This window comes from Streptomyces sp. NBC_01016 (assembly GCF_026341035.1).
GTDB lineage: Bacteria > Actinomycetota > Actinomycetes > Streptomycetales > Streptomycetaceae > Streptomyces.
On sequence record NZ_JAPEOQ010000002.1, the window covers coordinates 2,357,457 to 2,378,542 of the forward strand.

Annotated in this window: 7 protein-coding genes; all 7 read left to right on the plus strand. The window is 67.6% G+C overall.

Annotated elements, in window-relative coordinates; translation table 11 throughout:
• Positions 1 to 106 precede the first annotated feature (106 nt).
• The 7 genes from OG746_RS37535 to OG746_RS37565 all read left to right on the plus strand — a co-directional run bounded on the left by OG746_RS37535 (position 107) and on the right by OG746_RS37565 (position 21,056).
• A complete protein-coding gene (locus OG746_RS37535) occupies positions 107 to 964 on the plus strand; it encodes a protein phosphatase 2C domain-containing protein (protein ID WP_266722912.1) in 858 nt (285 codons plus the stop codon).
• Positions 961 to 1,914: a hypothetical protein gene (locus tag OG746_RS37540; RefSeq protein ID WP_266722914.1), complete on the plus strand. Its 954-nt coding sequence runs from the start codon at positions 961 to 963 to the stop codon at positions 1,912 to 1,914. Before OG746_RS37535 ends, OG746_RS37540 begins: the two co-directional genes overlap by 4 nt.
• Before the next feature lie 140 nt (positions 1,915 to 2,054).
• The gene (locus OG746_RS37545; protein WP_266725664.1) at positions 2,055 to 3,212 is read left to right on the plus strand and encodes a serine/threonine-protein kinase; all 1,158 of its coding nucleotides are present in this window, start codon (positions 2,055 to 2,057) and stop codon (positions 3,210 to 3,212) included.
• A gap of 138 nt (positions 3,213 to 3,350) precedes the next feature.
• Positions 3,351 to 6,512, plus strand: coding sequence for a DEAD/DEAH box helicase (locus OG746_RS37550; protein ID WP_266722916.1), 3,162 nt, complete (start codon positions 3,351 to 3,353; stop codon positions 6,510 to 6,512).
• Positions 6,513 to 6,763: 251 nt separating this feature from the next.
• A complete protein-coding gene (locus OG746_RS37555) occupies positions 6,764 to 12,019 on the plus strand; it encodes a DNA methyltransferase family protein (protein ID WP_266722918.1) in 5,256 nt (1,751 codons plus the stop codon).
• The gene (locus OG746_RS37560; RefSeq protein WP_266722920.1) at positions 12,016 to 18,747 is read left to right on the plus strand and encodes a DEAD/DEAH box helicase; all 6,732 of its coding nucleotides are present in this window, start codon (positions 12,016 to 12,018) and stop codon (positions 18,745 to 18,747) included. Before OG746_RS37555 ends, OG746_RS37560 begins: the two co-directional genes overlap by 4 nt.
• Positions 18,744 to 21,056, plus strand: a complete 2,313-nt coding sequence (locus OG746_RS37565) for a UvrD-helicase domain-containing protein (protein ID WP_266722922.1) — start codon at positions 18,744 to 18,746, stop codon at positions 21,054 to 21,056. The genes OG746_RS37560 and OG746_RS37565 overlap by 4 nt, the downstream gene beginning before the upstream one ends.
• The last annotated feature ends 30 nt before the right edge of the window (positions 21,057 to 21,086 follow it).

Here is a 21,086-nt window from a genome sequence, read left to right on the forward strand (position 1 = left end):
GCTCCCGGCAACCGATTCCACCAGCCCCGGCCGCCCCGTTTCCGGCCTCGGGGCTCCCCCGCACACAGGGAAGCGCCCTCCGCGCTACCCGCCTCGTCCGCTGCGGATGCCGGCCCTGCACGACGGCGACGAATTCGCGGCGTTCACACCCCATGTCCTCCTGGACGGATGCGAAGAGGGACACCTCGTGGTGCGGGCCGCCTCCATACGCGGTGACTCGCACAACTGGGAGGGCACGTGCCGACAGGATGCGATGCTGGTCGCCCGGATCGGCCCGCCGGACGCGGAGATGCTGCTGCTTGCCGTGGCGGATGGGGTCGGATCGGCGGCGTACTCGCACATCGGCTCTTACCAGGTGTCTCGGGCAGTGGCCGTTCACCTGGGTCGTGACGCGGCAAGTCTGTTCAGCGCACTCCGTGCGGGAGACTCGGCGGAGCTCGGAGCCCTCGCCAACAAGGCCGTCGCTGCTGCGGTCACCGAGCTGCGGTCGAACTGGGAGAAGACGGCGGCCCGTGGCCACCGCGACTATGACGACGGCGACTACGCCACCACCCTGCACCTTCTGCTCGTCCCCACCGACCCCGCCGTCCGGGAACGGGTCCTGTTCGGGGTGGGCGACGGCGGTCTGTTCCTGCACCACGCCGGACAGTGGCTGCTGGGCGACACCTCCGAAGCCTCGGCCGACGGAATCCTCGATACCAAGACCGAGGCCCTGCCTCACGCCTATCGCAGCGTCAGGACCCGTCTGTTCCGGACCGTTCCGAGCGATGTCCTGCTCCTCGGCACGGACGGAATCACTAACCCCCTGACGCAGAAGGACCCTGAGTTCGCACGGATCCTTGCCGATGCCTGGTGCTCCGGCGAGATCCCCTCCATGTCCGACTTCCTGTGGCAGGCGCAGACACGCGCGATGTCCTACGACGACGACCGGACTGTGATCTGTCTGTGGGAGGAGTCAGCGTGACGGCCGTGGACGGCAGAGACGTCGAGCGTTCCTCGCTCGACCTCGGCGACCGGCTGAACAGCGGCGGCCAGGGCGACGTGTTCCCGGTCGGCGACGGAGCGCTTCTGTTCAAGGAGTACAAGGACCCCTCCGACGTCGATGGGGCCGCGCTCGCCGGCCTGGTCGACTTCCGGGAGGCGCTCGCGGCCACCGACCGGGAGCGGCTCGATGAACTGGCCGCCTGGCCGCTGTGCCGGGTCGTGCACGGTGGGCGGCCGGTGGGATTCCTGATGCAGCGCGCCCCGGAGAGCATGACCTGGGTGAACTCCGCCGGTAACAACCGACTGCTGGAGATGCAGTACCTGCTCAGAGAGGCGAAACCGGGCTGGAGGCAGGTAGTCCAGCCGTTGCCGCAGCAGCGCCGGGATCTCGCTTTGGCCTGCGCCGAGGCCATCACCTGGTTCCACTCCGCAGGCCTGGTGGTGGGGGACATCTCGCAGGCGAACACCCTCTGGTCGCTCGTCCCCGCCCCGGCGGTCTACTTCCTGGACTGCGATGGTTTCCGGCAGGTCGGCCGCAACCCGGTCCTGCCCCAGGCCGCGACCCCTGACTGGAACGACCCGCTCGCCGCGTCCACCGAGGCGACGGTGGACACTGACGCCTACAAGGCTGCGCTGATGGTGGTGCGGATCCTTGCCCGGGATGCCTACGTCCTGCCCACGCAGACGCCTTCGTTCGTCACGGGCTGTCTGGACGGCCGACGTGAGACGGCGGTGCGAGCTCTCTTCACCCAGGCGAAGGGCGCACAGGGAACGCGCCCCAAGCCCGCCGAGTGGCGAACGGCCCTGAGCGACCGCGGCGTGATCAAGTTGGCCGCCGTTACGCCCCGGAAGCGCCCTGCGATCGACCAATCCATGTTTGACGTCGTACGAGACAGAACACCTATCCACCTACCACGGCCCGGCGGATAGGCAGGGATTGGAGAGTCCGGGAAATTCACACCTCGGTGACCCGGCGCAACAACTTGTTGTATGTGCCAGAGGTTGCCAATATTTAACTCGTTCTCGGGACGGAGAACAGGGGGCTGGGGGGCCTTGTGTGTACATGGCTGGTGGGGGCAGGGCGGGGTGGCGCGCTGCCGGAGCGAATAGGGCCTTACGCTGTCGAGCGGCGCCTGGGGGCCGGAGGCATGGGAGAGGTCTACCTCGCCTACTCAGTCGCGGGCGATCCGGTCGCAGTGAAGGTGATTCGGCCCGACAAGATCGACCCGCATGCGCGTGCCCGGTTCGAGCGCGAGGCGTCGATCGCACGCACCCTCTCGGGCACGGGTCGGGTGGCCCGATTCGTCGATGCGGACCCGTTCGCCGAACAGCCGTGGCTGGCGACGGACTTCGTCCCCGGCCGGCCACTGGACGACCTCGTGAGAGAGCAGGGTCCCCTGTCCGAGGACCTGGTGGCGAGCCTGGGCGCGCTGCTGGCCGAGGGCCTCACAGCCGTGCACGCGACGGGTCTGGTGCACCGGGACTTGAAGCCGAAGAACGTGATGATCGGAGCCTTCGGCCCAGTGATCATCGACTTCGGACTCGGTTCCTTCCTCGACGTGTCCAAGGGATCCATGTCCATGGCCGGCACCATCATCGGCACGGTCGGCTCCATGCCTCCCGAACAGGCCTTGGGCGTAACCGAGGTGACGCCGGCGGCTGACGTCTACGGCTTGGGTGTGGTGCTTCTATACGCGGCGAGCGGGCATCAGCCGTACTCGGGGGAGGGGTGGCCGGCGGTGCTCGCACAGGTGGCGAATCCCGAATTGGAGCCCGATCTGTCCGGGCTGCCAGACGAGCTCGCCCCGGTCGTGAAGCCGATGCTGGCGCACCGGCCGGAGGAGCGCCCTCAGCTCGCGCAGGTGACGCGCCAGTGCGCCGATCTGCTGCACCGGCTGGGGACGAGCCCGGCCCGCGCCCGGCGAGCGCTGATCCAGCGGACGACGCCGCAGGACCATCCCACGGTGGTCCTGCCCCAGCCCGACCCGCGGATGCTGGACCGTCTCGATGACCTTGAGCAGCTCCTGCGGCAACAAGAGGATGGCGCGGAGGAACCCGCGGTCACGCCGTCGACATCGCACCCGGCATCCGCAGGCGGGACAGGGCCGGAGCCCGCAGAGGAGCCGCCGTCGCGGGTGCCCGGCCGCCCACCGGCCTCTCGTCGAGTCGCCGGCGAGCTGCGCAAACGCTATGCGAGGCGTCGCGAGCTCGCGTGGCCGAGTCGCTGAACCATTCCTGAGGCCCAGGTGGTTGTTCGCTCATGCCATGAGGCGGACCATGCGACGAAGACACCACCACGAGCAGGCGGCCGCCAGAACCGAGTAGCCAGTCCCAGACATGAGCACGCAGCCCGTGAGGAGTAGCCCGTGAGTACGGTGCGGCACCCCGAGACATCCGGTGTGGACCATGCCGGCCAGAGTCCGACGCACTCAGCCGGTACGAAACCGTCCTTCGCTCCCGGTGCTCAGGTGCGCATCCGGGACGAGCAGTGGCTGGTGAAGTCCGTCTCCGACTCTCGTGACGGGCTCATGGTCGAGGTCAGCGGGGTGTCCACGTTCGTACGAGGCACGGACGCCGTGTTCTACGAGGGGCTCGACGACATCAAGGTGCTGGACCCGCGCCGGACGCGGCTCATGTCCGACGGCTCGTCCCGGCATGCCAAGGCTCGCCTCTACCTGGAGGCGGTCATCCGTAAAACGGCGCTGCCGCAGACCGAACACGGCCTCGCGCTCGCCGGGTCCTTCCTCATGGACCGTCAGGAGTACCAACTGCGCCCGGCCGAGCTGGCATTATCCATGCGCAATCCGCAGCCTCGCATTCTGTTAGCGGACATGGTCGGCCTCGGGAAGACCCTCGAAATCGGCATCCTGCTCTCCGAGCTGATCCGCCGGGGCCGCGGTGAGCGCATCCTCGTCGTCACGCCGGCTCACGTCCTCGACCAGTTCCAACGTGAGCTGTGGACCAGATTCTCCCTGTCACTGGTACGCCTCGACTCGACCGGTATCCAGCGGATCCAGCAGGAGATACCCGCGGGCCGCAACCCGTTCGCGCACTTCAAGCGGGCCATCATCTCCGTCGACACGCTCAAGTCGGCCACGTATGCCCACCACTTGGAGAACATCACCTGGGATGCGGTCGTCATTGACGAGTCGCACAACCTCGTCAACAGGAACACCCGCAACAACCGGCTGGCCCGCCGTCTCGCCGAGCGCACCGACGCGCTCATCCTGGCCTCCGCCACCCCGCACAACGGTGAGGCCGAGTCCTTCGCCGAGCTCATACGCATGCTCGACCCCGCTGCGATCGCCGACCCCAAGAACTACAAGGTCGCCGACCTCGAGCACCTCTATATTCGGCGTACGAAGACCGACCGCGAAGTCAGCGACAGCCTCAAGGGTGAGAACTGGGCGGAGCGCGGCGACTCCCTGCCGGTGCCGGCCGCCGCCACCCCCAAGGAGGTCGCCGTTCTGGAGAAGCTCGCTGCCGAGTGGACTCCGGGCGACACGAACCGCTCGTCCATGTGCGCTGATCCGCTGGTGGCGTACAACTTCCTGAAGGCGTTCCTCTCCTCGCACGTAGCTTTGCGGAAGTCCGTTGCCAACCGCCGTACCTATCTTGACGATCCGAAGCGGGCCAGCGCCGCGGCGGACGACTCCAGCCGCCGAGCCGCCCTGACCGCCGAAAGCCGGGCTCTCACCGAACTCGAAATGCTTCTCGCGGACTTCACGGACGAGGACTCCGCCAAACTCGATGTGCTCGTGCACACCCTGACGGGCCTCGGCGTCGGGCCGGGCTCCGAGCGCCGCGTCGTCGTCTTCTCGGAACGCGTCGAGACCCTGAACTGGCTCGCCTTGGAGGTCCCAGCCCGTCTCGGCTTCGAGAAGAAGTCCGCCGGAAGCGACAGGACCAACGACCGGGCCCGCCCTTGGAAGACCTACGGCGGCGCCGTCGAGGTCATGCACGGAGACACCACCAACGACCAGCAGCAGAACGAGATTGTCGACCGCTTCGGCCGCGCCGACGAGCCTGTACGTCTCCTGTTCACCGGGGACATCGCCTCCGAGGGTGTCAACCTGCACCACCAGTGCCATGACCTCATCCACTACGACCTGCCCTGGTCTCTGATCCGCATCGAGCAGCGCAACGGGCGCATCGATCGCTACGGGCAGGGGACGAGCCCCGAGTTCCGCGCGCTGACCCTGACCGCCGACGTGCCCTGGCGGCGCGACGAGGAGAGCGGCGAGATGCTCACCCTCGACGACCGTCTTGTCGGCGCCCGCCTGCTGCGCCGCGAGGCCCGGGCCCATGAGATCGAGACCGGCGAGGGAAGCGCCGAGGCGGTCACCGGCCTGTACGACCACAAGAAGGAAGAGGATCGCCTCACGCGGGACCTCATCAGGGGCAGCACGGTCGGCGCGTCCATCAAGCAGTCCCACGAGGAGGCGGGCGGCGCGCTCGCCGACCTGCTGGGCCGGGTCAACGCCCTGATCGACGCCCCGACGAACGCCACGGCCACCACCGGTGCGCCCCCGGTGCCAGAGGCCGACGTACCGTACGTGTTCGCCGACACCAAGGCGTACTTCCAGGCCGCGATGGATCTCATCTACCCGCAGGCCGAACGCGAGGCACTCGACTGGCGGCCGGAGACGACTGGCGGTCGCATCGAGTTCACCCCGCCCGACGACCTGCAGTACCGCTTCCGCGAACTGCCCAAGTCGTACCTGGAACAGGAGAAGATCCTCACCACCCAGAAACACGACGGCACGCTGCGGATCACCTTCGACAAGGACTACGCCGCCGCACGCCTGAAGGCGGCCCGCGCCGCCAAGCAGCGCAGCAGCGGCGAGGAAACCACCTCACAGTGGCCGAACGTCAGTTACGTCTCCGACATCCACCCGGTCATGGACTGGGCGACGGACAAGGTGCTGGCCAAACTCAAGTACGACGAGGCGTTCGTCCTCGCGTACCGGCGCGACGGGGCGAAGGCCGCGCGCATCGACGCCGACCTGCCGACGGCGCTGACCGGGCCGGTCTACCTGCTCCAGGGCGCTTACTCGAACGCCGCGGGCAAGCCGACCGTCGTGGAGTGGATGGCGGTCACCGGCCTCGCTCAGAACAGCCCGCGTGTGTGGCGCATGGATTCGGCCTTCCTAGCTGCCTGCGGAGTCGGCCCAGAGATGCCGGGGCGCGACAAGCCTGTCGACCGTGACCTCCTCCAGTCGCTCGTCGCCCCGGCCGTCGACGAGGCGGAGCGGCACCTGCGTGAGCGCCGCTCCGTGTACGACAGGCAGGTAGACGCCTATCTCATCCCGTACGAGGAACGGGTGCGGGACTGGGAGCAGCACGCGCTGTTCGCCGTCGGAAATCAGCAGCGTCGCCGTGAGGAAGTCCAGGAAACTGCGGACCGCCGCCGCGACCTCGTTCGCCGTCTGCGCACGGCGGGCGACCCGATGCTGCGCGTGCTGGCGGTGCTCGAACCCCTCCACTCCTCCGACGCCGCTGAGCAGATAGAGGAGTCCGCGCGATGAGCTACGCCTACGACTCCTTCGCCAACCGCGGCGAATACCTCTCCGCGCACTACTTCAGCGAGGAGCTCGAGAACACCCTCAAGGGGAAGAAGGCTGGCGAGGAGGGTTTGTTCACCCTCTGGACCAACCGTGAGACCGACCCGCACGACGAGCGACTCACGCCACGCGAACTCCTGCCGAAGCTGCGGGGCGAGTACACGGCCACCGTGCGCCCGTACTTGGCTGCCCGTGCGCAGGACTCTCGGGACGGCGTGCCCGGCAGGACGTACGACGATGCCAGCGGCGAGTGGGCGCAGCGCATCACCGCCTGGCACACCGACGTCCTCGCCGCGCTCGGCTACAGGGGCCGCGCCGACCGGTCGGTCACGGTGCACAGCGCAGGCAAGGAGTACGAACTGCCCGTCGCCTGGCACGGCGACGGCATCGTGGCCCTCGACTGCGGCTGGGCTGCCGGTCTCGACGACGCCCTCGAATCCGATACCGCGGGCCGCCTCCTCCACCCGTTCAAGATCAGCGAAGGACCGATCGAGACGGGTGAGAGGCTTGCCGGCTGGCTCTTCCAGAGCGAACTCCACGAGCGCGGCGGCGAGCCACCCCGCTTCGTCCTGCTCCTGTTCGGCGGCGTTCTCGTCCTCGCCGACCGCAGCGCTTGGTCCGAAGGCCGCTATCTCGCCGCCGGTCTGGATGCCGCCCTCGCCCGCAACAACACGGCCAAGGGCGGCGAACTCGCCCTCTTCGCTGCCCTCTTCAGCCACGACATGCTCGCCCCGCGTGCCGACGGTAAGGGCCGCCGCATCGATGATCTGCTCAAGGCGTCCCGCGACAACGCCGTCGGCGTCAACTCCGAGCTGCGCAAGGGCCTCCAGCGTTCCGTCGAGATCATCGCCAACGAGGTCCTGGCCCGCCTGCGCGAGGCGGAGCTCACTCCGCGGGACATCGAGGACCTGACGAAGGGGCCGTTCGCCAAGCAGCTCACCCGCGAAACCCTGCGCTACCTCTACCGCATCCTCTTCCTCTTGTACGCCGAGGCCCGCCCCGAACTGGGCATCCTGCCCGCAGACGACTCCACGTACGAGGCCGGATACTCGGTCGCCCGCCTGCGTGAACTGGTCGCGCGCGAGCGGAAGCTGGTCGATGAGGAGAGCAGGCGCGGCTTCCACCTGTACGCGTCCCTCGACGTCCTTTTCAACAAGGTCAACTACGGTCACCGGCCGTACGGCACCGAAGCCGACGACTACAAGTCGGTTGACGAGCGCAGTGAGCAGCGGGGCCTGCGCTTTGAAGCGCTCCGCAGCGAACTCTTCGAGCCGAAGGCCATCACGCTCATCGGCTGCGGTGTCCGGGACCCGCGTCTAGAGGACTCCGAAGCGGACTCGAAGCGACTCGACCTTCGGCTGCGCAACGGGGCTCTGCACGAAGTGCTGCGTCTGCTCACCATGAAGGAAGCGGCGGCCAAGGGGCGTCAGGGCGGATTCATCTCGTACCGCAACCTCGATATTCCGCAACTTGGCGCCGTGTACGAAGGGTTGATGTCCTACACGGGCATCATCGCGGAGGAAGAGCTGGCCGAGGTCGCCAAGCCCGCCGTGAAGAAGAGTGATGGCAGACAGTACGGCGACCCGGAGAAGGGCTCCTGGCTGGTTCCGGCCGAGCGGCGCCGCCACTACTCAGAAAACACACACGTCGTGCATTCCGTGCAAGATGCCGAACTTCACGGCCTGCGCGGGCCGAAGAAGTACCCCAAGGGCACGTTCGTCTACCGGCTGGCAGGCCGCGACCGCGAGACCTCGGCGTCGTACTACACGCCCCGGTCGTTGACGGAGGTCACCGTTGAGCTCGCGCTGAAACACCGCATCACCGACGAGACACGAGCGAGTGAGTTGCTGAAGTACACCATCTGCGAGCCCGCGCTCGGCTCGGGCGCGTTCCTCAACGAAGCGATCAACCAGGTCGCCGCTGAGTACCTCAAGCGGAGGCAGAACGAGCTCGGCGTCAGCCTCGACGCGTCGCAGGCTCTGGACGCGCTCCAGAAGGTCAAGGCGTACATCGCGCTCCACAATGCGTACGGCATTGACCTCAATGCGACCGGTGTCGAGCTGGCGGAGGTCTCGCTCTGGCTGAACACGATGCATCCGGGGATGCGCGCGCCGTGGTTCGGCCTGCACCTGCGGCGTGGCAACTCGCTGATCGGAGCCAGACGTTGGGTGTACGAGGCGGACCGGTTGAAGAAGGAGCGGATGATCGGCGCGGTGACGCCGACGAAACTGCCGTTCCGAGCTGAGGGCGGTGGTGAGCAGCCCTTGCCGGACGGGGCGGTGCACCAGTTCCTGCTGCCCACGTCCGGGTGGGGTGCTGTGGCCGGCGCCAGCGGGGACGCGAAGAAGCTCGTCGAACAGCTGGCGGGTGAGCGGGTCGGTGCGCTGAAGTCATGGAAGCGGGGCATCGCCGCGAAGCCCAAGACGACGGGCGGCACGCGCAGTCAGCTGGCTCGGTTGCAGGCCGCGGCGCGGCGCGTCGAGTTCCTGTGGAAGCTCGTCGCGAAGCGCATGGAACTCAGCGAGCAGGAGATAGCGCGGACGATTGACGTGTGGGGCGTCGGCGGTACGGGGGAGGGGGAGGAGTACGCGTTTCTGCGTCGCGACAAGGAGAACGCGGACAACAGTGGCCTGCCCCTGACGAAGGAGCAGGTCTTCAAGGACCTCTTTGAGGCGGAGGGTTCCCCGTACTGGCGACTCAAGCAGGTCATGGACGCGTGGTGTGCGCTGTGGTTCTGGCCGCTGGAGAGGGTCGGACTGCTTGACGGCACGGACCCGGAGTATGCGCATGCGCCGGTGGTATCGGCGAAGGAGGGGACGGACCTGGACGAGCTGCTGTCGGTGGCGTCCGGGCGGGGCACATCGCAGACGCCTCCGCAGTATGTGGAGAGTCGGGCACTGTTCGCGGTGGACGGCGAGCAGATGTCCTTCGGGGATGCGACGAGTGACGGCGAAGGAGAGGACGAGTCCGGTCTCGTCGAGAAGACAGAGATCAAGAGGAAGCGACAGACAGGCGCCGGCGCGAGGATGGCCAAGGGGCCGGCCCACCGTCGCAGCCTCGTCCCGCTCACAGACATTGACGACTGGCTCGCCTTCCTCGAGTCCATGCTGGGCACGAAGGACGTGCAGGAGGGCACGATCGTGTCGTCCGTCGAATCGCTCAAGGAACTGAAGCACCTTGAGGAGCTGATCCAGACCCAGCCCGAGATGGACATGGACGACGGGCGGAAGGCGGTGGAGCAGCGGTACCCCTGGATGCGGGTGGTGCGCGACATCGCGGCGGAACAGGGTTTTCTGCACTGGGAGTTGGACTTTGCGGGAGTGTTCGCCAGTGGGGCGGGAGGCTTCGACCTTCAGGTGGGGAATCCGCCCTGGGTACGGCCTCGCTGGAACGAGTCCCTGGTGCTGGCGGAACGCGAGCCGTGGTTCGAGTTGGAGGAGCGGGCCTCCACTTCGGCGAAGGCAGAGCGCCGGGATGAGCTGCTGAAGTCGCCGGCTGCGGCCACGTACGTGCTGGGCGAGATCACGGACAACGTCGGGCAGGTCGCGTTCTACGGGGCGCCGCAGGTGTATCCGCTGCTGGAAGGTACACAGCCTGATCTGTACCGGGCCTTCATGTGCCAGGTGTGGGACCACGCTTCGGTATGCGGTACGACGGGATTCCTGCACTCGGATACGCACTTCACCGGGGACAAAGAGGGCGCGCTGCGGGGGGCGGCGTATCAGCGGTTGCGGATCCACGGGGATTTCGTGAACTCCGGGCAGCGGTTCTTTCCTGTCCCCGTGGGGCACGCCACGCACTTCGGCGTGCATGTCTATGGTCGCCCTCAGGCGATTTCCTTTGATCACCTTTCCTGGTTGGTCTCGGCAGACGCTCTGCGCTTCTCAGCGAGCCAAGACGGTTCGGGAGAGGCTCCGGGAATCCGCTACCAGAACGGGGAGTTCGACGAGCGCCCCCACCGGACGCGCGTCGTGCACGTCAACACGGAGCTGCTCACCGTGTGGAGGCGGCTGTTCGGTGACACGGGCCCGGTGGAGGAGGCACGCCTGCTGTTTCCGGTGAGTACGGCCGAGGCGTCCGCCATTGGAGCCTTGGCGAACTATCCACTGCGCCTTGCAGATTTCAAGCCGCAGATCACGCCCGGCTACCACGAGAGCGGGGCCAAGAAGGATCGCCTGATCGACTACAACCGGCCGGATCCGAACACGGGTGAACCCTACGAGCCGGAGCGTTGGCGCCACGTGATCCTCAAGGGAACGCAAATCAGCGTTGCCACACCCGTGTTCAAGCGGCATGACGCCAACTCCAACGCGGCCTTCGGCGTCGATCTGGTCTCACTGCCTTCGGATTTCGTACCGGACACCGAGTACGTGCGGGTGCCAGGACGTGCGCGGGAGTACCTCAAGGCGCAGGACCGATGGATCGATCACCAGGCGCTCGAACGGATTCGGGTGAACGACAAGGCGGCGGGGCGGGCACGTGCGCAGGTGGCAGAGGTGATGAGGATGCCGCCGACGGACGCTGATCTGGAGAAGGTGGATGCAGTGCTCGTGGCTGGAGCGCGAAAGCCGTATACGGCGTTCTGGCGAGTGGCTTGGCGGAGGATGATTTCGTCAAACTCCGAGCGAGCCCTTTTCGCTGCTCTGCTTCCGCCTGGTGCTGCGCATGTGAATGTTGTGTACTCGATGGCCATGAGCAGCGATCGGCATACGGCTCTCGTGGCCGGTTTCTGGTCGTCGCTTCCGTCTGACTACTTCCTTCGCATCACAGGACGCAGCGACTTGCTTGACCGGAGTGCTCGGACGATGCCAGCTCCGACCATGAACGGATGCCACCCTCTCGCCCCCGCCCTCCTCCTCCGAACCCTCCGCCTCAACTGCCTCACCACCGCCTACGCCGATCTCTGGCGGGACCTCTACGACCCAACTTGGTCGGCGTACGAGCCGTGGGCGCTCAACTGGCCGAGTATGAGCACCGAACTCCACTCCGTGACGCCGACCTGGCAACGCGACACGCCTCTCCGTACCGAGTACGCCCGTCGCGCCGCACTCGTCGAGATCGACGCCCTGGTCGCCGTCTGGCTCGGGATGGATGCGGATGCTCTGATCGCCGCGTACAAGGGGAGGTTTCCCGTGCTCCAGAAGTACGAGGCGGCCAGCTGGTTCGATGCCGAAGGGTGGAAGCTGGCAAGCAATGCCCGAACCATCGGCCAGCGTCAGACCAGGGAGACCTGGACTCAGTTCGAGGCCTATCGCGAAGCGGTCGGCGGTCCGTCTCCCGAAGGTGTGCTTCCCTCCAACGTCGCCGGGGCTCCCACCGTCACACCTCCCGACGGGTACACCGCCCCCTTCTACAAGGCCGACCGCGAACGCGAAATGCGTGCTGCCCACGCCGATTTCACGAAGCGCCTCGACGATGCCGTCGCCAAGGGGCTGTGGGATCCGGTCGCGATGGAGGTGCCGACCCGGTGAGGCCGACGCTCGAAGCGCAGGGGCTGAAGGAGAGTCTGCTCCAGTACCTGTCCACGACGTACGGGCTCGCCGACGAGGGAGCCCGTAAGGCGCTGCACATGTTCCTGGGGGACGAGAACACGGGCATGTTCCGTGGCCCGTATCTTCGCCTCCGCACCCCGTTCACGCGGGCCGATGACGGCTGGCAGCAGCACTTCGACTGGTGGCGCGGTGACGGCTGGACCCCGTACGCGCACCAGGCCCGCGTGTTCGCCCGCCTCACCACCAAGAACGACCACACTCCACAGCCGACGCTGGTCACCACGGGCACCGGCTCCGGCAAGACAGAATCCTTCCTGTATCCGGTCCTGGACCACTGCGCACGCGAGCAGGCGGCCGGGAACCACGGCGTCAAGGCGGTCTTCCTCTATCCGATGAACGCCCTGGCCACCGACCAGGCGGCCCGTGTCAACGAACTGCTTTGTGAGCAAGCAGAGTTGAGTGGTGTGCATGCCGGTCTCTACATCGGCGACAAGGCTGCGACACACTATGACCGTGTCTATACCCGCCGCCAGGACATGCAGTTGTCGCCGCCCGACATCCTGATCACGAACTACAAGATGCTCGACCTGCTTTTGCAGCGTGGCGCCGACGCACCGCTGTGGGAGGGCAGCGACATCCGGTACGTGGTCGTCGACGAGTTCCACAGCTACGACGGCGCCCAGGGCACCGATGTGGCGATGCTGTTACGGCGCCTGGCCGCCGCCGTCGGCGCGACACGGCCGGGCCGGCCGCTCGGCACGATCACACCAGTTGCCACCTCCGCGACGCTGGCCTCCGGCGCTGATGCCGACGGGGTGCGCCAACTGCTCTCCGTGGCCACGAACGTCTTCGGCGCCGATTTCACCGAGGACGCGATTGTCGGTGAAGACCGGCAGAGCGTCGAGGAGTTCATGCTCGACGACTCGATCCCGGACCCGAGGTTCCTGCCGGGTCAGGTCCCGTCCCCCGAGGCGCTCACCACGCTGCCGGACCCCGACGCAGACCCGGGAACACTGGCCGAACTCGCCGAGGCGGTCATCGGCCGACGCACCACCGACCCCGTCGCGCTGGGCGCCGCACTGAAGCGCAACCGACTCACGTATGCCGTTCTGACGGCCTTCGACGGCACGGCCCGGACGTACGACGAGATCCTGGACGTGATGCGCCGAGGCCTGGCCAAGAGCTGGGACGAGGCGGTCACCACCCGCCCGCACATTGCCGCCCTCGCGCTGACCCGTTTCGTTGCCCTGCTCTCTGCCGCCCGCGATCCGGATGCGCCTGCCGGGACGGTCCGGCCCCTCGTCCAGGTGGAGCTGCACCAGTGGGCGCGGTCCGTCACCCGCGTGCTGCGGGGCGTACTGCCGTGGCCACAGGCCGAGTTCGCCTGGGACAGTGACAGTGCGCAGGCCCGGAACCAGCAGCGTGCCACCCCCGACACCACCGCCTCCCGCGACGCGCGGCTGTTCCTTCCCGCCGTCTACTGCCGCGAGTGCGGCCGCTCCGGCTGGTCGATCCTCGCGCCCGAGTCGGACCTGGAGGAGCTCAGTCTCGAACCGCACAAGATCCGCCGGGCGTCCGTCACCGCAGACAAGGCGAAGATCCGCACACTGATCGCGGCCACCGACAACGAGGCCCGCGAGGGCAACGGCCGTTCGGCGATCGACCGTTCGCAGCAGAAGTCGCTGACCACGGGCGGTGCCGGCGTCCTCATGGTCCTCGACGGCTCGTCCGACAGGTTGCGCCTGCCGGATCCGGGCAGCGACTACGACGCCGAGGGAAGTCCTCGGCCCGCCACCGTCGACTCGGCGTTCGTCCTCGTTCAGCTGGGCGACACCGCCGAGCGCGCCGCCAAGGACGACTGGTGCCCGGCCTGCGGCACGCACAACACGATCCGCTTCCTCGGAACGGGCTCTGCCGCCCTTGCCGCCGCCTCTGTCACCCAGTTGTTCACCGGCGGGGAGATGGACAAGGCACAGCGTGAGACGAAGACGCTGATGTTCAATGACTCGGTGCAGGACGCCGCGCACCGGGCCGGGTTCGTCGCCTCCCGTTCGTACACCTTCTCCCTCCGGGCGCTGTTCACCAAGCATCTGAGCGAGCAGCGGCCCACCGATCTCCATGATCTGGTCGCCGACGTTGTCGAGGCCACCACCGATCGCGAGATCCTTGCCGCGGTCGTCCCGCCGGACCTGCACGACGACGGCGGCGTGGCACGCCTGCTGTCCGGGAAGGGGCGCGGAGGCGACAGGAAGACGTGGGATCTGATCGGTGAGCGGTTCGCGTTCGAGGCCGTGATGGAGTTTGGTCATCGGTCCCGCAACGGTCGCACCCTGGAGCTGACCCGTACGGCTGCCGCATGGGTGGATGTCCCCGACGCGCAGGCCGCCATCGAGATCGTCCGTGCCGTGTACGAGGAATCCGCGCGCCGCGGGCTGCCACTGACCGAGCACGACGACACCCGCTACCAGGCGTTCCTGCGTGGCCTGTTGGAGCGCCTGCGCATGCGAGGCGCGGTCGGCCACCGGTGGCTGGGCAACTTCCTCGACGAGGCGGGCACCAGCCGTTTCTTCATCTGGGGTGGGCGTCCGCGCGGAATGAAGGCCTTCCCGCGCGGTGTCTCCGCGCCGAGCTTCCTGCTCGCCAGGCCCAAGGCCAATAGCGAGTTCGACTTCGCGGCCGGGCGCCTTTCCTGGTACCAGACGTGGGCGCAACGCTGTCTGGATCTGACGCGCGAGCAGGCTGATGAGTTCTGGGTGCGGCTCCTGCCCCGGCTGGCCGATGCCGGGCTGCTTTCGGCGCGTACGCCGCGGGACACCGCGGCCCGACTGTACGGACTGCAGCCGGGCGCCGTCCGGCTCCAGCTCCTTGCCGACAAGGAGGTCAACGAGGCATACGTGCGCTGCCCCAAGTGCTTCTGGGAGCAGACCGTGCACCCCGGCCTCCTGGACCAGTACCACGATCAGCCCTGCCCGGCCTACAGGTGCTCCACCGGGCGTCTGATCGCCGGTGACCGGTGGCAGGAGATAGTCGACCGGCACGACCGTAATCGTAACTATCGCGAGGACTATTACCGCAGCCTCTACCGCCGCGCCGGCACCTACCAGATCATCACCGCCGAACACACCGGCCTGCTCTCGCGCTCATCGCGTGAACGCGTGGAGGAGGCGTTCCGCAAGGGCGAGGGATTCAACGACCCCAATGTGCTGTCCTGCACGCCCACTCTGGAGCTCGGCATCGACATCGGTGACCTGTCCGCCGTCGTGCTGGGGGCCATGCCACGCAGCCCCGCCAACTACGCGCAGCAGGCAGGCCGCGCCGGGCGGCGCACCGGCAATGCGTTCCTCCTGACCATTCCGGACCGCTCGCGCCGCGACCTGTACTACCTGGAGCGTCCGCGGGAGATGATCGACGGACGGATCGTGCCGCCGGGCTCGTACCTGTCGGCCATCGAGATCCTGCGCCGCCAGTACACCGCGCACCTCCTCGACCTCGCCGCGCGGGGACGCCTGTTACGAGAGGACGGCAAACCGCTCGCCCCCCTGCCGCGGCGAGTGGACGAGCTGTTCGGGCCCTCCGGATACCTCGCCGATTTCACCGACGCCGCTCTCGCAGGCGGCGAGGCACTCGCCACCGGATTCCTCGCGCTCTTCCCCACCGGTGTGAGCGAGATGGCGGCCGAGGAACTGAAGCGGTACGCGACGCGCGGCATCCGCAGCGCAGTGGAGAAGTCCGAGCGGGAGTGGGAGCGACAGAACCAGAAGCTGCGCGCCCGCATTCGCGAGATCCGATCCGCGATCGAGGAACTCAAGGACGGCGACGAGGAACAAGCGCGAACAAAGGCCGAGTTGGGCGCCGAGCTGGAGGCCACGGGGAAGAAGGGCGCCGCACGCCAGCGCCAACCCGCTCAGACCCTGCTGTGCGACATCGGACTCTTGCCCAACTACGCGCTCATCGACTCCACCACCTCCCTCATCGCCACCGTCTACTGGCCTGAGGGCACCAAGGGCGACGGGCGGGACGCGTTCAAGTCGAAGGCGTACACCTACGAGCGGCCGCGTGGCTTCGCCCTGTCCGAACTCGCCCCCGGTAACACCTTCTACGCCGAGGGCTACAAGCACCGCGTCACCGGCATCGACATACTGTCGGGCGACACACAGGACTGGCGACACTGGCGGTTCTGCCCCTCCTGCGGATACGTCCGCACCGAACACGCCGAGCGGGACATCTCGCCGTGCCCGCGCTGCGGCGATGACGCCATCGCCGACTCCGGCAGTCTGTGGCAGATCGTCCAGCCCACTGTTGTCACCGCCCGTGACAAGCGCGACGACGCGCGCATCGGCGACGAGAGCGACGACCGGGACCGCCGCTTCTACACGGTCATCGACATGGTCGACGTTCGGCCCGAGCACTTTGTGCAGGGCGCGTCCTGGCGGCACACGAGCCAGATCTTCGGTGTCGACTACACCAGGCGCGCGGTCATCCGCCGCGTCAACACCGGGCCGCTGCGTGTGGGGGCGCAGGAGGACAACCAGCTCGCCGGGAAGCGCGTGCGCATCGCGCCGTTCCAGGTGTGCACGAGTTGCGGTGCGGCCAGTGCCGACGGGCGGCCGGTCTTCGACGACGACCGCGACTCCGTCGACAATTCCGCCAACCGCCAGCGCGAGGTCAAGCATCACACCCCCTGGTGCCCGCACCGGCGCGGGGCCAGAAAGGTGCCGCAGGAACCGGTCCTGCTCGCCCACGAGTTGGAGACCGAGGCCCTGCGCGTCCTGCTGCCGGCGGCGACCGTCCTCGTCGAGGAGCGGATCCATTCCTTCCAGGCCGCGTTGCGCCTGGGCGTTGACGGGACCTTCGGTGGTGACCCGCAGCACCTGGCCACCACCCTCGCGACCATGCCGGACCAGGACACCGGCGAGAAGCGCAACTTCCTCGTCCTCTACGACCGTCTCCCGCACGGCACCGGATACCTCGACCGGCTGACCGACCCGACCGCCTTCCGCCAGGTCCTGGAGGACGCGCGGCGCATACTCGTCGAATGCCCCTGCAACGACGAAGGCCGCCCAGCCTGTCATCGCTGCCTGTACCGGTACACCGACGAGCGGCACTCCGAGAAGGTCACGCGCCTCTCCGCCCTGGAAATCCTCGACGAACTCCTCGGCACCGACACCGACGCCTGGTCCACCAAGTCCGTCACCAACACCGACCGGATCGGCCTTGACGGACAGGTCGAATCCGACCTCGAGGCCCGCTTCCTCAAAGCGCTGCGAGGCTGGGCGGGGCAGCGCGCCGACGTCGTGCTCGACGAGAGCGGCGACAACAGCGGCTATCTGCGCCTCGACGAAGCCGGTACGGTCCACGGCTGGCGTCTGACCGCCCAGCGAAACGAGGGCTTCACCCGCACCGACTTCACCTTTGAACGCACCGATGGACCGACACAGAAGATCACCGTCTATCTGGACGGTCACCGCTACCACGCCACCGCCCGGCACAACCGGTTGGCCGGGGACGCCCAGAAGCGCAACCAACTGCGGGCCTGCGGACGCGTCGTCTTCCAGCTCACCTGGGACGACCTCGACGCCTTCGAGCGGATGTCGGGCACGGCGGAGCGTGCGGCGGGACGCGAGACCGCCGAGTCGGTGTGGCCGCCGTACTCGTACAGCGCACAGGGCCTCGCCAAGCAGCTCTACGCCGAGCGCGGCGGAGACGACCTGGATGCCACGGCCTTCACCGACCCGATGAGCATGCTCCTCGCCTACCTGCGCAGCCCGGACGACGCGGCGTGGGGCATGCGGGCGTCGGCCGTCGTCGGCGGACTGCTCGGAACGGACCGAGAACTTCTGGTCGGCAGCGGCGACCGTGAGCAGAGCCGCGACACGCTCGGCACGCTCCTGGCGGCCTGGGGCGACACCGATGGCATCGACCCGGCGCCCGTGCAGGGCACCGGCACCCTCAACCTGTTCCAGGCCTGCGACCGCTCCCTGCTACCGTTCGCCCTCCTCGTGGACGCGGCCACCGGCCGATGGTCGGCGCTGGCCTGCCTGGACGACACCGACCATGAACAACTCGGCACCGCAGAGCACAAGTTGCGTTGGCGGTCCTGGCTGCAGTGGTCCAACATCCTGCAGTTCCTGACGTACGACTACGGGGACGGTGTCCAGCTGACCACATCCACCGCCGCCGACTTCGATACGGCTGTGCTCCGTGCGCTCGGCGGCGCAGGCGAACTCGAATCGCTGGTCGTACGGCACGGAGCCAGCGCCGACACCGGAAGCGTGGCCGCGCACCCGCCGACCGGTGAGCCCACAACCGACACGCATGTCGAATCGACCCTGCGCGACACATTGTGGGACCAGGAGATCCTCGAACTTCTCGACGAGGACGAGCCCGACGCCCCCCTCGCCCACCTTGCCCACCGCCTCGCCGACAGCGGGAAGAAGGCCCCGACGTACGGCTACGAACTCGGTGAACGAGGCTGGCTCGCCGACTTCGCATGGCATGACGCCGACCACGGGTTCGCCGTCATGGCGGACCCGTACGACCATGAGGACGAGGAGAGCCGAAAGACCTGGCAGGCCTACCGCGACGCAGGGTTCACCGTCCGCACCGCCGACGAGTGGCTCATCGACCTCAGTGCCCTCCTCGCCGGTCTCCCCGACGCCAACACCGGTTCCGCCACCGACACGAACGAACAGGGTGCCGCACGATGACCGCCCGCATGAGCCTCTATCAGAAGGCCGAGAACGAGCTCTACAAGATGGACTCGTCGGTCAAGACGAAATTCTACGACTTCTGCCACCGCTTCCGGATGGACCCCGATCACCCGAGCCTCGACCTCAAGCCGCTCAAGGGCGACGGCCGCATCTTCCGCGCGAAGATCGACCGCTCGCACCGCGCCCTGCTCGCCCGCGCGGGAGCCGGCACGGACGGCGTCCAGCAGTGGCTGATCCTCGCGGTTCGGCACCGCAAGGATGTCTACGAAGAACTCTCCGTCGCGATCAACCGGATCACCGGTGAGATCGAGTTCGTCGACCTCGGTGTTGTCGGCCAGAGCGTCCTACAGCGCGCGGGAGTCCGGCTCACACCCGCACCGGAGGAGCAGGCTCCGCAGGAGGCACGGCCGGAACCGGCCCTGGCCGCACCGGAGTCGGGGCCTATGGCGGCCGCTCCGCTCCTGACCGGCTACGACGCCGATGACCTGCGACGCCTCGGAGTCGCCGACGCCCTGATCGATGTGGCCCTGACGGTGTCCACCGATGCCGAACTCGACCACCTCATCGCCGGCGCACCCAGGTTGACCGCCGAAGTGCTCACCGGCCTTGGCTCCGGCATGAGCGTCGACGAGATCGAGCGCGAGATCACAGGACCCGCGGCCGCCGACCTCGAACCGGGCTTTGAGAACGACATGGCCGCGGCCCTCATCCGCACGCAGGTCACCACCGTCGACGACGACATCCGGAACGTCCTCGCAGAAGGCGACTTCCGCGCCTGGAAGGTCTACCTCCACCCGACCCAGCGCAAGGCGGTCGACCGGCACTACAACGGCCCTGCGCGGGTGAGCGGCGGCCCCGGCACCGGCAAGACCATCGTCGCTCTGCACCGGGTCGCCCGCCTCGCCGCCGCCCTCCCGGCCGGGTACGGGAAACAGATCCTGCTGACGACGTACACCAAGAACCTCACCGCCGACCTTCGCTCGCGTCTCACGTCGCTGATGGGCCCGTCACTGCTGGACCGCGTCGACATCAAGCACATCGACCAGCTTGCGCAGGGCGTCCTCAACGAGAATGTCGCCCCCGGCGCACAGCGCAGCCTGATCGCGGACGACAAGGCCAAGGAAGCTCTGGCAGCGATCCTGTTCGAGCACGGCGAGCAACGCTGGGACGTCGACTTCCTCTTCGACGAATGGGAACAGATCGTCCTCGGCCAGTCCCTCGGCACTCGTCAGGACTACTTCAAGGCCCGCCGCGCAGGCATGGGCAAGGCCCTGTCCCGCTCCGAACGCGCAGCCATCTGGAAGCTGGTCGATCAACTCACTCTGCGCCTGAACGCCATGGGCCGCGAGACATGGTCGCAAGCCGCAGAACGTGCCGCCCGCTACGAAATGGAGCGCGCACACAAGATCCGTTCCCGAGGCGAACGCAAAGAGGCCATCAGCGGCGGCGACCTGATCCACCTGGACGACAACAGCTCCGGCGTGCGCTACCTGCGCCACCGGTACCAGCACATTGTCGTCGACGAGGCTCAGGACCTCAGTCCCGCACACTGGAAGATGCTGCGCGCCATGGTCGCCGCGGAACCGGACGACCTGTTCATCGCAGGCGACACCCACCAGCGTATCTACGACCGACAGGTCACTCTCTCCACTGTCGGTATCAACATCCGTGGCCGCTCCTCGAAGCTGACCCTCAGCTACCGCACCACCCAGGAGATCCTCGATCAGGCCGCGAAAGTCGTCAGCGACGACTCCTACGACGACCTCGACGACGGCACCGACACACTCGACGGCTACCATTCCCTGCTTCGCGGCCCCGTGCCCGAGCTCGTCGCCTGCACCGACTGGACCGACGAGATCACCAAGCTCGCCGAGACGCTGAAGCAGTGGAAGGCGGAGATCACCGCGCCTTCCGAGGACGGCACCGTACGCGACGCCAGCGGCACCATGGCCGTCTGCGTTGCCGACAGTGAGATGGCGGGCCGTGTCGCTGCAGACCTGGAGATGAAACACAGCATCACCACAGCGATCCTCACCAAGGACGGCCCCCAGGGGGGCGGTGAGGTCCACATCGGCACGATGCATCGGTTCAAGGGCCTCGAATACCAGAAGCTTGCCGTCATCGGCGCCAGCGACGGAATTCTTCCGCGCAGTGCCCTCATCGAGAAGTATGTAGTGACCGACCCCAAGCGCTACGAACGCGAACTCAAGAAGAGTCGCAACCAGCTCTTTGTGGCAACGACGCGTGCCCGCGATGCCCTACGCGTCTCCTGGCATGGCAAGCCGAGTCCGTTCCTGCCGGGGTAGCAGGTGACGTGAACGCGGCCACGCGGTCAG